The organism is Gemmobacter nanjingensis, from assembly GCF_014652195.1.
Taxonomy (GTDB): Bacteria; Pseudomonadota; Alphaproteobacteria; order Rhodobacterales; family Rhodobacteraceae; genus Gemmobacter; species Gemmobacter caeni.
Window position 1 is genome coordinate 36802 of the sequence record NZ_BMYI01000009.1, and the last position, 14014, is coordinate 50815.

Here is a 14014-nt window from a genome sequence, read left to right on the forward strand (position 1 = left end):
CTATTTCAGCAGCACCCGGACGCGGGAGGATCGCCCTTCCGCGTCAATCACGCTCAGCGTGACAAAGCCCGCGCCGGGCATCGCCAGCAGCGCCTCGCGGCTGCGCAGGTCTGTCCGCAGTGGCACACCATCCGCCATCACCGTCAGCGGCAAGCGCCCGCCGCGCAGCTTCACCAGCAATTGCCCGTCCAGCCGCTCTACCTCCGCGCCTTCCGGCGGGAAGGTGACGACCGGCGCGTCGGCGGTCAGTTCGAACGCGGCGGTGCGGGACCGGAAACGGCGAAGGGGTTGCGGCAGTTCGGCATTTGACACCAGCAGCGTCGCCGGGGGGGCCGGTGGCAGCGGCGTCAGGCTGCGGCTGATCCGACCGATCGCCTGAAACAGCACCGGCGCGGCGGTATCGGCGCCGAAGGCCCCCGGCACCGGCGTGCCATCCGCCCGCCCCATCCAGACGCCCACCACATAGCGTCCGTCAAAGCCGATGGCCCAGGCATCGCGGTGGCCGTAGGAGGTGCCGGTCTTGTAGGCCAGCCGGTTCGAGGGCGCGCCAGGCGGCGGCGGCAAACCGGCCAGCACATCGGCCACCTGCCACGCCGCGACCGCCGACATCACCCTTTGCCCCGGCGCACCATCCCCCATGACCCGCAGGGGAAGCGCCACGCCGCCGCGCGCGATGGCGGCGTAAAGCTGCACCATATCGTGCAGCGTCACCCCCACTCCGCCAAGGCTGATCGCCAGCCCCGGCTCGTCCCCCTTCAGCACCGGCGCCATGCCCGCACGGCGCATCCCGGCAATGACCTTGGCCGGACCCAGCGCATCGGTCAGCAGGACGACGGGGATGTTCAGCGACATCTGCAACGCCTCGCGCACCCGCACAGTGCCGCGGAAGATCTTGTCGAAGTTCCGCGGCGCATAGGTGCCGAAGTTGACCGGCTTGTCGTCGATCATGGTTTCGGGATGAGCCAGCCCCTCGTCGAAGGCGAGGCCATAGACAAGGGGTTTCAGCGTGCTGCCGGGCGAGCGGAGCGCCTGCGTCATATCCACGAAGCCCTGCCGCCGGTCAGCCAGAAACCCCGCCGATCCGACCGAGGCGAGAATCTCGCCCGAGCGGTGATCGGCAGCCAGAATGGCGATCTGCAACTGCTCGCCACGCGCCTGCACCGCCTCGCGCGCCAGCGCCTCCAGCGACTTCTGCAATCCCGCCTCGATGGTCAGCTTCAGGCGCGGCACGCCGGGGTTTTCGGCCACCACCCGGTCGGCCAGATGCGGGGCGAGCATCGGTACCGGCTGGCGCCCATCGGGCACCCTTTCGCCCTGCGTCTGGCGCGCCTGCTCGGCGCTGATCACACCATCGCGCAAAGCGCGCTCCAGCACGCGGCCCCGTGCCTCTGCCGCGCGACCGGGGTGGCGGTCGGGACGACGGCTTTCCGGAGCCTGAGGAATGGCGACCAGCAGCGCGGCTTCCGCTGGCGTCAGGCGGCGCGGTTCTTTGCCGAAGTAGGTCAGCGAGGCCGCGCGCAGCCCTTCAAGATTGCCGCCAAACGGCGCGAGGTTGAGGTAGAGTTGCAGGATCTGCGACTTGGTCAGCCGCTGTTCCAGCGCCAGCGCCACCCGCATCTGCCGCAGCTTGCCCGACACCTTGCCGGTGCCACTGTCTTCCAGCAACCGCGCAACCTGCATGGTCAGGGTCGACCCACCCGAAACCACGCGCCCCGACCGGACCGCCTGCGCAACCGCCCGCGCCATTGAACGCCAGTCGACGCCATCATGCTGCCAGAACCGCTTGTCCTCATAGGCCACCAGCATGGCGAGGTAACTCGGGTCCACCTCATCCGGCGTCACAGTCATGCGCCAGCGGCCATCTGCCACGGTATAGGCACGCAGCAGGATGTCGTTGCGGTCCACCACCTCGACCGAGCTTGGCAGGGTCAGCGGCGGCAGATCGGTCGCCGCCACCCAGTCCCGCGCCCGGTCAAGGCCAAAGGCCGCCACCCACAGGGCAGCGACCAGGACAATGGGCCAGCGCGCGCGCATCACTCGGCAATCGTCACCCGGCCGGTGCCGCTTTGGGCGCGGAAGCTCGGGCGATACATGTCCTCGACCGAGGCGGCGGGATGGGTGAAGCTGCCGGGCGAAACCGCGCGCACGATATAGGCCAGCCGGAAGCTGCCGTTATCGTAACGGTCCACCGCCGTCAGGAAACGATCCTGCCGGAACTCGCTATGCGCGGCATCGGTTTCCAGACCCAGCCAGTCCAGTGCATCGACATTGCCGCCGCCGATCAGGTTGGGGTTGTCGATCTCGAAACCGGCGGGCAGCGGATCGTTCACCATCAGCCGCGCCTCACCGCGCCCGAAGGGGGTCACCTCCAGCACGGTGACCAGACGGTCGCCGACCTTCAGCCCGTCCAGCGTCGCCGCCTGACCATCCAGCGTGTAATAGCTGCGGCTGATGGAATAGCCGTTGCCAGCCGCCGACAGCGGTTCGGCAGGCACGCCGTAGGTGGTGACCGTCAGGAAGGTCTTCGCGCCGTTGTTCTGTACCTTCACCGGCGCATCGCCATCGGACAACACGCGCACCAGCGGCCCGTCGACGGGCGCCCCGTTCATCGTGACATCCGCCCCTGCCCCGTCAATCAGCGCGTTGGAGGCCAGCAGCGTCCACACACTTTCCTGCGTCGAAAGCGCGCCGGTGGTGGCGATGCGACTGACCAACTCGTCGCGGTTCACCGCCTGCGAGCCGGATTCCACCGCCAGCGTGAGCACCGCCGCCGCGTCGCGCCGGGTGGTGCCGTAATCCGCCCGCAGGATCTGCGCCGTGTCGGGCTTCGCTGCATCCAGCCGCGCCATCGCCTTGCGGAACATCGCATCGGCCCGCGCCGGATCGCCGTAAGAGGCGAGCGCCGCGCCAAGTTGCGCCTGTGCCAGCGGCGTGGCGAAGGCATCGCCCTTCACATCGGCGTAATAGCGCAGATCGCCAATCGCCGCCGCCCCTTCGCGCGCCAGAACCAGCAGCGCATAGGCCAGCGCCTCGCCGCCCTCGTCGAAGTCGGACTGGTAGTTCACCTGATTGCGCAGATTATCCAGCGCATTGCGGAAGGCCAGCGCCGGCACCTCATGCCCTTGCGCACGGGCCCGGCTGAGGAAATCGGTCACATAGGCATCCAGCCACAGGTCGCCGCCCGAATATTCCGGCGCCGACCACAGGCCAAAGGCACCTTCTGCATTCTGGTTCTGCAGGATTTCGGTAATCGCCTGGTCGATGCGGAGGTTGATATTCCCGGCCCCTTTCAGCTGCATCGCCTGCGCCACCTGATCAAAGTAGACAAGCGGCAACGCGCGCGAGGTCATCTGTTCGGTGCAGCCATAGGGGTAACGATCCAGCGCCTCCAGAAGCCCCGGCGCATTCAGTCGCGCGATGGGACCGACGGCCAGCGTGGCCTTGGCGGTGCCGGGCATCATCCCGTCGAAGGCAGCGGAATCGAAGGTAAACGCCTGCCCCTTGTCCAGATCAAAGTGGCTGACGCGCGCGATCTCGGGCTCGCCCGATTGCACGGGCAGGGTCAGGGTTTTCACCAGGTCCTTACCTTCCGGCGTGGTCAGCGTGACGGTGATCTTGTCGATCCCCGCCGCGCCCGCAGTCACCGGAATACGGAGGCTGGTCTTCTGCTTCTCGCCAAGGTCGATTTCGGCAGGCACGTTGCCAAGGGTAACACCCTCTCCCGCGACGGCCAGTTTCATCCGACCGGCCGGGCCGGTGGCATGAACGATTTCCAGCAGCAGGCGGCTTTCATCGCCGGGGGCCATGAAGCGCGGCAGCGAGGCGGTCACCACCACCGGGTCACGCACCAGCACATCGGCGCTGGACTGGCCGACGCCCTTACCGCTCCAGGCGACAGCCATCACCTTCACGGTGCCGTTGAACGAAGGCAGATTGAAGCTGACGCGCGCCAGACCATCGGCCCCCACCTCGACCGGGCCGGTGAAATAGGCCACCAGTTCTTCAGTGGGGGGTGGGGCTTGCAGCCTTGCCTGCGCGCCCGCATCGCCGCCGGAACGCACCTGGCCTTCGGCTCCGTTCAGCCCGTCGATCAGACGGCCATAGACGTCGCGGATGCCGATGCCCAGCTTCTGCTGGCCAAAGTAATAACCCGCCGGATCAGGCGCGGTGAAGCCGGTGAGGTTGAGGATACCCACATCCACCGCCGCAACGGTGACATAGGCGGTATCGCCCTCGGCCAAACCCGCCACCTTCACCGCGATGTCCAGCGGACCGCGCGGCGCAGCCTCGGCCGGGGCCTGCACGGCAACGTCAAGCTTCGCGGCGCCGGGGTCGATGCTGGCATGGGCCAGACCCAGCGCCCGCGCCGGATTGCGGCCAGCCGCCACATCCATCGGCCGCAGAACCGAGGCCGTGACATAAACCCCCGCCCCCCATTCATCGGTCACGGGCAGATCAATCAGGTTCTCGCCTTCGGTCACATTCACCGCCTGCATGGCGATCAGACGGTCAGACATCACCATGACCAGCGCCTTGCCCGCCGCGCGCGGCACCATGCGCAGTTTTGCCGTCTCGCCGGGCCGATAGGCGGGTTTATCCAGTGACAATTCCAGCGTGTCGGGCGTGGCCGTGGCATCGGCGGGGGCATACCAGCCCGCATAGAAGCTGGTCGAGGTTTCGGCAGGTGTACCGTCGATGCGGCTGACCGAAAGCTCATATTCGCCCCATTGTACCGGGGCCGAAACCTCGACCGGCGCCGCTCCCAGATCGACCTCGCCACTGGCAATGCGGGTCCGTGTCGTCACCGGCTCCCAGTTCCAGTTGCCCGAGTAGCTATACCATTGGTAATTGGTCTCGACCCGCGTCAGCTCCCAGGCCGCTTTCATCGGCGTGGCGGCCAGATCGGTGCCGACGCCGATCAGCGCGAAACGCGCCTCAGCGTTTTCCGGCACGGTGCCATCGAACAGCGGCTTCACCCCGATCATCGGCGATACCGGCACCAGCGGGGTTTCCACTCGCCGCTCCACCGGACGGCCCGAGCCTTCGGCGATGCGCAGGGTAAAGCGCGCCTCCAGCGGGCGGCCCGGATCATCTGCTTCGGGCAGCGCGGCGGCAACGGTCGCCTTGCCGGCCGCATCGGTGCGGGTGCCGGAGGCGATCGCCTCCATCCGCGCGTCGAACGGCTGATCATGGCGGCCAAAGACATAGCCGGGCCAGGCAGGCAGACCTTTGGCCGCGCGCAGCAGCACCTCGCCCTCGATCGCCAGATCGGCACCGGGCGCGCCAAACAGGTATTTCGCCTCGACACCGATTTCGGCCACATCGCCGGGGGCGAGCGGGGTATCCGGCAGGGTCAGCGCATAGTCGATGCGTTCCGGCAGGAAATCCTCGACGAGGAAGGTCTGCGTCGCCAGCGGCTTCGCCTCAAGATCGGCATAGACCTGCATCTTCCACACGCCACGCGGCGCGCTGCCCGCGATGGGTTGTGCAAAGACATGGCCGCCCTTACCCCCATCCGTCGCCTGCGCACGGGCGTATTCCACGCCGTCAGGCCGACGATAAATCGCGGTCAGCGGCAGCCCTTCGACCGCCTGCGCGCGCGGATCGCGGGTCAGCGCGGTTGCATAGACGGTTTCGCCCGCACGATAGGCGCCGCGATCCGTGGTCAGGAACACATCCACCGGCCCCGCTGCCTCTCGCCCTTCCACACCACGGTCGGACAGGTCGAACTCCGGGTCGGTCAGCGACAGGAAGGCCAGATCCTTGTCGCCATCTTTCGCCACCAGCATCGAGGGCGCCGCCCCGCCGGTGCCGCGCGCCAGCCCGGCGTCAAACCGGGCATAACCTTGCGCGTCAGTCACCGCAGTGCCCAGAACATTGTTGGTCCGGCTCAGCAGCTCGACCGTCACACCTGCCCGTGCCTCGGCACTGGCGAGGCTGCGAATGATGACATGCAGCCCGTCAGTCCCCGAAAGCGAAGTCATGCCAAGATCGGAGACCACGAACCATTGCCAGGCCGCCGGGATGGCATAGGGGTCCACCCCCGGCACCGCCGCCTTCAGCGCATAGATACCGGCGGGCAGGTCATGCAGCGCCTCGGCCAGCGGCAGGCGCGTGGTGACATCCTTGTTCACCTCGCGCACGACGGTGGCGCTACCCTTCCACAGCTCCTCGCCCACTTCACCTGCGAAACCCTGTTCCTGATATTCGGCAATCGGCCAGTCGATATAGCCATTCTGCGCCGCCCGCAGGATGTTGCGGTCGGATACGCGATACAACGCAAGATCCAGCTTGTCGGTATTCACCGTCACCACCGGCAGCGCCGCCTGATCGGTTTTCGGCAACACATAAGCCCGGCCGGGGAAGCGCACCTGCGCCGCGCGGTCGCGGACATAGGCGCTGATCTGCACCGATTTCGCCAGTTCCTGCCCGTCGGCCGAGGGCAGCCCTTCGCGGAAGGTGAACTGATAGCGCTTGCCATGGCTGACGCCCTCGACGCACAGCTGCCGCCAGCCGCCCGGCTGCACCGTCAGCCCGGTTTCCGGCAGTTGCACGAAGGGGGTGTAATCCAGCCCCGACTCCACCAGATCTTCCGACACATTCACGCAGACACGCGGGCGCGCCGTGTCACTTTGGATATCCGTTTCCAGGATACGGAAGCCGTATTTGCCCGCCGCATTGTCCAGCAGCGCTGCCGTATCGTCCCGCGGCTGGATGGATTGCGCCAGCCGCAGCGCCTTGACCATATCGCCACCACGCCCCTGCGTTTCCATCGCCAGCGCCATCTGCACCAGCGCATTGTGGCGGATCGCGGGTTGCCCGGCCCTCAGATAGGCATTGACCGCCGCTGAAAGCGCCCTTTGGCGCAACGATCCGGCGTCATTCTGGTTCTGGCCCGCCGCCGCCAGCAGAAGCCGCGCATATTCCACCCAGAGGTCAGAACCATCCTCGACGTTCAGCGCGGCACCGACATAGTTCGCGGCCCGCATCGGCTTGCCTTCGGCCTCGTTCTGACGCGCCGCAGCCATGTGTTCCGCCGCTGTCCACTCCCCCGCAGTGTGAAGCTTGCCAAGCCCCTGCGCCTGATCCAGCGCGGCGGCAAGATCGCCATCGTTCAGGAACGTCAGATCGGCGCGACGGGCCGGAGCATCACGCAGCAGCGCGGCATCGGCCAGAATCAGGCGCCCGGAAATCGCCCCCTGATAAAAGCCAGGCTCGCCCGGCGCCGCCTTCACGAAACACGATCCGTTCCGCGTGTTGAAGGTAAAATTGGTACAGCGGGATTCCGCCATGCAGGCGCGTTCACAGGCGTCCAGAGTCGTATCGAACTGCGATGACAGATCCCCGCCCGGAAGGTCGGCATCCTGCGTCAGCGCGAATCGCTTGGCCGGAACCAGTTCCTGCGCAGACGACAGCCCCGGCAATCCCACGGCAAACACGGCTGCAACAAAGGCAGAGCGAAACAGGCGCATCGGAAAATCCCCCGGAAAACACTTGGGCCTGATGCTGCCACGCCCGGAGGCGCGGTGCAATCGCCGCTTCCGCCTGTTCGCGGTCCGGTCCCGGTTAAGCCTTGCTTTACGATGTTGCGCCAACCTGCCCGAAACCGGCGGAGCCACGATCCCCGGAACGATCTGGATGATGGGTAGCGGATGGAACTGGCGGAACGGCTGGCCAAGGAACGGCGCGGGCGGCTGGCGGCCGAACGGCTGCTGGAACAGAAAAGCAGGGAACTGCACGCCGCCAATGAAAAGCTGGCCCTGCATGCCCGCGCCCTGTCTGACCAGATCGTCGAACAGCGGCAGGTCGTCAGATCCGCCCTGTCGGAGGCTGAGGCCCTGAAGGGCCAGAATCTGCGCTTCCTGACCGATCTTGAACGCGCCCACACCGCTGCCGTCATGGCCGAAAGACGGTTGTGGGATTCGATCAATACGATCCGCGATGGCTTTGCAGTGTTTGATTCCTCGAATCGGCTGGTCGCCGCAAATCGGGCCTATCTGGCGGTCTTCGAATCCGAGGCGATCCCGCCGGGCACCGAATATGCGGAGATTCTGGATACCGTGGCGGAATCCGGGCTGGTCGACATCGGCGAGCATACGGTCGAAAGCTGGCGTGATCACATGCTTGCCCGCTGGGAGGATGATCCGATCCCGCCAATCGTGCTGCAATTCTCCAGCGGGCTCTGGGTGCGGCTGGTCGACCGTCGGGCGCGCGACGGCGATATGGTCAGTCTGGCCGTCGACATCACCGAACAAATGCGCATCTGGGCCGCGATAGAGGCAATTCCCGACGGGTTCGTTCTGTTTGACAGGGAGGACAGGCTGATGGTCTGCAATCAGCATTACCGCGCGCTGTACAGCGAAAGCGCCCCCGCCATGGTTCCGGGTGCCAGTTTCGAGGCGATCCTGCGCTATGGCCTGGAGCACGGCCAGTACCCCGAAGCCATAGGCCGTGAAGACGACTGGATCGAAGAACGGCTGAGCCTGCGCGAATCCGCCAGTGTTGATTTCGAACAGGCCATCGCGGGCGGGCGCTGGCTGCGTGTCATCGACAAGGAAACCCCGGATGGCGGCCGCGTCGGGTTGCGGGTCGATATCACCCGCGCGCGCGAACAGCAGGATGCGCTGGAACATGCCCGCGAAACCGCCGAGGCGGCGGTGCGCGCCAAATCGGCCTTCCTTGCCAATATGAGCCACGAAATCCGCACGCCGATGAATGGCGTCGTCGGCATGGCCGAACTGCTGTGCGACACGCCGCTGAACGATGAACAGCGTCTGTTCGCCGATACCATCCGCTCCTCCGGTGAGGCATTGCTGGTCATCATCAACGACATTCTGGATTACTCGAAGATCGAGGCCGAGCGGCTGACACTGCATCCCGAACCCTTCGATCTGGAGCGGGTGATCCACGAGGTCGCCATGCTGTTGCAGCCGCGCGCGCAGGCCAAGGGCATCGATCTGATGATCGACTACGATATGTTCCTGCCAACCCGCTTTGTCGGCGATCCGGGCCGGTTGCGGCAGGTGCTGACAAATCTTGCCGGCAACGCGGTGAAGTTCACCGAGAAGGGCCATGTCCTCATCCGGGTCGTCGGCCTTGAGGCGGTACCCGGCGCGCAGCAGCTTCACATCACGGTCGAGGATACGGGCATCGGCATCGCCGCCGAGAACCTTGACCATATCTTCGGCGAGTTCAATCAGGTGGAAACCGCCGCCAACCGCAAGTTTGAGGGAACCGGGCTTGGCCTCGCAATCTCGCGCCGTCTGGTGGAGCATATGGGCGGTGCCGTCTGGGTCGACAGCGAGCCCGGTCGTGGGTCATGCTTCGGCTTCCGCCTGTCACTGCCGGTCGCGGAATCGGGCGAGGATCATCCCGCCAGCGTCTCGCTGAAACGTGCGCTTGTTGTGGACGACCAGTTCATCAACCGAACCATCCTGGAGCGCCAGCTTGCGACCTGCGGTATGCAAAGCGCCCTGTGCCGCTCTGCGGCCGAAGCCCTGTCCCTGCTGGAACAGGACCGCGATTTCGACGCCATTCTGGTGGACGAAGACATGCCGGAGATGGGCGGGCTTGCCTTCGTCGAACACGCCCGCGCAGCGGGGGTGACGACGCCCGTCTTGCTACTTTCGGCCAATCCGGTTCAGGCGCGGGAACAGGATCGCGACGGACATATCTCGGGCTTCCTGCAAACCCCCATCCTGCGCGCCGATCTTTACCGCAGGCTTCAGGCACTGGCGCCCTTGCCGGCGGCTCCGCCTCCCGCGCCGACGGGACGGCGCCTGATGCGGGTTCTGGCGGCCGAGGACAACCGCACAAACCAGCTCGTCTTCCGCAAGATGGTGCGCGATCTGGCTATAGAACTGACCTTCGCTGACAATGGCCGCGAGGCTGTGGAACTGTTCCAGAGCTTTAAGCCCGATCTGGTGTTCATGGATATCTCGATGCCCGAGATGGACGGCCGAGACGCCGCCCGCGCCATCCGCAGACTGGAAGGGGACCAGCGGCATGTGCCGATCATCGCCCTGACCGCCCATGCCATGGAAGGGGACGAGCAAAGCATCCTTGCCGCCGGGATCGACAGGTATCTGACAAAGCCACTGCGCAAGACCGCGATTTGCGAGGTTCTGGCCCGGTATGCGCCAGAGGACACGCTGCCCGCGCGGACTGATTTGCCCGAAAGCGGGGCAGCCTGACGGTCAGGCCGTCCTGCGAAAGACCAGACGCGGCCCTTCGGACGCGGATGCATCATGGCGATAGCCGCCTGCGGTAAAGCCGCGTAGGTCCGCCGGGTCGGAGAGGCGGTTCTCCATGATGAACCGCGCCATCGCCCCACGGGCTTTCTTGGCCCAGAAACTGATGACCTTTGCCCCGTCCGCTCGGTCTTCCAGAAAGACCGGGGTGATCACGGGCAGGCGCAACGCGGCAGGATCGACCGCCGAGAAATATTCAACCGAGGCGCAGTTCACCAGAAAGCGCGCGCCCGCCTCCTCCGCCGTCGCGTCCAGCGCCTGCGCCAGCCGCTCGCCCCACCAGTCGTAAAGCGAGCCGCCGCGCGGATTGGCAAGCCGCGAACCCATCTCCAGCCGGTAGGGCTCGATCCGGTCGGTCGGGCGCAGAAGACCGTAAAGCCCCGACAGGATACGCAGATGCGTCGTGGCCCAGCGCCAGGCATCAGCATCAAGCTTGCCAGCCTCCAGCCCGGCATAGGTGTCGCCTGCAAAGATCAGAGCGGCAGGCGCGCGGTCCTGGGCACCGAAAGCCGCGAAGCGATCCGCATTCAACTCGGCCAGCGCCGGCGAAATCCCCATCAGCCTGCGCAGATCCGCGGGCGTCAGGCCACGCGCGATCCGGGCAAGCTCGGCTGCTTCAGCCGCAAACTGCGGATCGGTCGCAGCAAGACCGGCGGGCAGAGCGGGCGGCGCGGGATCGAGACGTTTGGCGGGGGAAATGACAGTCAGCATGAAATATCTTTCAGACCTCACGGCACAGGGTCAGAAACGCTTCACCAAAGCGTTCCAGCCGCGCGGGGCCAAGATCTCCGGCGCGATCCAGGTCCGACAGGGTAGAAGGCCGTGCCTCGGCGATGCGGCGCAGCGCGCTTTGCGACAGAGACATCGGTTTGCCAGTGCCATCTTCGCCGCGCATCAGCCGCAACTGCGCTTCGGCCAGCAGATCGAACAGCGCGCCGGCGGGCTGCCCGGCCAGTCGGGCGCGAGCCGGATGCACCGGATCGGCCGCACCATTGATGACTGAAAGGAAAGCCGTGCCATAGCTTTCCAGCTTCTTCGCGCCTACGCCGCTGACGCGCGACATCTCGTCCAGCGTCGCGGGGCGGCGTTCTGCCATCTCGATCAGCGTGCGGTCAGGGAAGATGACATAGGCGGGCACGCGCGCAGCCTCGGCCAAAGCACGGCGTTTCGCTTTCAGCGCAGACAGCAGCGGCGCATCCTCTTCCGCCACCAGTGATTTGACCGCTGGTCGCGCGGTGGTCTGCACCGTGTCGCGCCGCAGGGTGATGTTTGCCTCACCGCGCAGGATCGGACGCGCGGCCTCGGTCATGCGCAGGGCGCCAAAGCGTTCGGGATCAGGGCGCAGAAGATCCCGCCCCATCATCTGACGGAATACCGCGCCCCAGCCGGTCTTCGACAGGTCGCGCCCGACGCCGAAGGTGGGCAGCTGGTCATGCCCCTTCTCGCGTACCTTGGGGGTGTCATTGCCGGTCAGAATATCGATCAGATGCCCGGCACCGAACCATTCACCGGTGCGCAGCACGGCTGACAGGGCCTTACGCACGGGTTCCGTTGCATCAAAAACCTGCGCGGGGCGGTCGCAGATGTCGCAATTGCCGCAAGGCTCTGACGCCTCACCGAAGTAGCCCAGCAGCACCTGACGGCGGCAGCCTGTCGCTTCGGCCAGACCCAGAAGCGCGTTCAGCCGGGCGTGATCGGCCTCTTTCCGGTCGGCGGGGGCGGGGCTTTCGTCAATCTGCGACCGGCGGAGGCGGATATCATCGGGGCCATAAAGCGTCAGCGTCTCGGCCGGGGCACCGTCACGCCCGGCGCGACCGATTTCCTGATAATAAGCCTCGATCGACTTCGACAGGTCAGCATGCGCGACCCAGCGGATGTCAGGCTTGTCGATCCCCATGCCGAAAGCGATGGTGGCGCAGACGATCAGCCCGTCCTCCTGCTGAAACCGCACCTCGACGCTTCGGCGGTCTTCGGCATCCATGCCGCCGTGATAGTAGCAGGCGGCATGTCCGGCCTCGCGCAGCGCCTGGGCCAGCACCTCGGTCTTGGACCGTGTGGCGCAATAGACGATGCCGGATTGCCCCTTCCGCGCGCCCGCGAAATCAAGGATCTGGCGACGCGGGCTGTCCTTCACGGCGAAAGCCAGATGGATATTGGGCCGGTCAAACCCGCGCAAGAAGGTAGCAGGCGCCCCCCCCCCGAACAGCCGCGTCACAATCTCGGCGCGGGTTTCCTCGTCCGCCGTGGCGGTGAAGGCGGCCAGCGGCACATTCAGCGCACGTTTCAGCTCGCCGATGCGCAGGTAATCGGGGCGGAAGTCATGGCCCCACTGGCTGACGCAATGCGCCTCGTCCACCGCGATGAGATTGGTGCCGACCCGGCGCAAGAGCGCAGTGGTGCTGCCGGAGGCGAGCCGTTCCGGCGCCATATACAGCAGCTTCAGCCGTCCTTCATCCAGCGCGCGGAACACCTCTTCGGTTTCCTCGTCGGTATTGCCGGAGGTCAGCGCCCCGGCTTCCACCCCCGCCTCGCGCAAGCTGCGCACCTGATCGCGCATCAGGGCGATGAGCGGCGAGATGACGACCGTGACCCCCTCGCGGCACAGCGCCGGAAGCTGGAAGCACAGCGACTTGCCGCCGCCGGTGGGCATGATGGCCAGCGTGTCGCGGCCTGCCAGCACCGCCTCGACGATCTCTTCCTGACCGGGGCGAAAGGCCCCGTAGCCGAAGACCCTCGCCAGAAGCTCGCGCGGGTGTTGCATGGATCAGTAGAAAGAGGCGGCGTTGTTGATAATGACGATGCGCAGCGCGTAGATGCCCAGAAGCACGATGAGCGGAGCGAAGTCGATGCCCGACATCGCGGGCAGGATGCGGCGCACCGTGCCGTAAACCGGCTCCAGCACGCGGTTCAGGCCATACCACAGCTGCGCGACCAGCGGCTGCCGGGTGTTGAGCACCTGAAAGTTGATCAGCCACGACATGATGATATGGGCGATGATCACCCACTGCGCCACGTCAAGCAGCAGGAGCAGGATTTGCAGAATGGAAACCATGGTGCCCTCACAAGCTGTTGTGGTCTAGGTAACGCGATGACCCTAGGGGAGCAAGCCTTTCCGCAGCGTTCCGCTTGACCCCGTGGATGACGCGCGGCAGGCCACGGGGACAGGAGGCGCCCATGTATCCCTATGCCCGACTCGCCAAGGAAATCGTGAAGTTCCGCAATGCCCCCGCCCTGGGGATCTTCGACACCCATGTCAGCACACATCGCATCTGGCCTTGGGATATCGACCCGTGGATGGAGCTGAACAACGGCCGCACGCTGACGCTGTTCGATCTGGGCCGGGTGCCGCTGGCCATTCGCACAGGGCTGGTGCGGGTGGTGCGCGAACAGGGCTGGGGCATGGCGGTGGCTGGCAATACCACACGCTATCGCAAGCGGGTCACGACATTCCAGCGCGTGACGATGCATTCGCGCTGCGTGGGCTGGGATGCGCGGTTCATGTATCTGGAACAAAGCATGTGGCGCGGTGATGACTGCACCGGCCAGATGCTTGCCCGATCAGCCTTCACCTCCAAAGCCGGGATGGTGCCGCCCGCGCGCGTGCTGGAGGCGATGGGCCAGCCCGTCGAAAGCCCGCCTCTGCCCCAATGGGTCGCCGCCTGGATCGCGGCGGATGCCACCCGCCCCTGGCCACCGGAACGGCACGGCTGACTGCATCGGAGGGGTTGCCAGCCGATAGCCTTTCAGGCTTGATCGGCCCGAAC

General features: G+C 66.0%; 7 protein-coding genes. 2 read left to right on the top strand and 5 right to left on the bottom strand.

Annotated elements, in window-relative coordinates; genetic code table 11:
- Positions 1-2037 carry a penicillin-binding protein 1C gene (gene pbpC, locus IE126_RS14750; protein WP_189381444.1) on the bottom strand — a complete coding sequence of 679 codons (2037 nt, stop codon included), beginning with the start codon at positions 2035-2037 and terminating at the stop codon, positions 1-3.
- Positions 2034-7472 (bottom strand): alpha-2-macroglobulin family protein, encoded by a 5439-nt coding sequence (locus IE126_RS14755; protein ID WP_189381445.1) that lies wholly within the window; start codon positions 7470-7472, stop codon positions 2034-2036. The genes pbpC and IE126_RS14755 overlap by 4 nt, the downstream gene beginning before the upstream one ends.
- Before the next feature lie 180 nt (positions 7473-7652).
- On the opposite strand from IE126_RS14755, the gene IE126_RS14760 reads away from it, so the two are divergent.
- Positions 7653-10193, top strand: a complete 2541-nt coding sequence (locus tag IE126_RS14760) for a hybrid sensor histidine kinase/response regulator (protein WP_189381446.1) — start codon at positions 7653-7655, stop codon at positions 10191-10193.
- A gap of 3 nt (positions 10194-10196) precedes the next feature.
- Here the strand turns inward: IE126_RS14760 and yaaA are convergent, their stop codons facing one another.
- The 3 genes from yaaA to IE126_RS14775 are packed head-to-tail and all read right to left on the bottom strand — an operon-like array spanning position 10197 to position 13302.
- Entirely contained in the window at positions 10197-10961 is a 765-nt protein-coding gene (gene yaaA, locus IE126_RS14765) for a peroxide stress protein YaaA (RefSeq protein ID WP_189381447.1), read from the bottom strand.
- Between the two features lie 10 nt (positions 10962-10971).
- Positions 10972-13011: a DNA helicase RecQ gene (gene recQ, locus IE126_RS14770; RefSeq protein WP_189381448.1), complete on the bottom strand. Its 2040-nt coding sequence runs from the start codon at positions 13009-13011 to the stop codon at positions 10972-10974.
- A gap of 3 nt (positions 13012-13014) precedes the next feature.
- Positions 13015-13302 (bottom strand): YggT family protein, encoded by a 288-nt coding sequence (locus IE126_RS14775; protein WP_189381449.1) that lies wholly within the window; start codon positions 13300-13302, stop codon positions 13015-13017.
- Positions 13303-13424: 122 nt separating this feature from the next.
- Here IE126_RS14775 and IE126_RS14780 point away from each other — a divergent pair, with 122 nt between their 5' ends.
- On the top strand, positions 13425-13961 hold the full coding sequence (locus tag IE126_RS14780; protein ID WP_054302830.1) for an acyl-CoA thioesterase: 537 nt from the start codon (positions 13425-13427) through the stop codon (positions 13959-13961).
- The last annotated feature ends 53 nt before the right edge of the window (positions 13962-14014 follow it).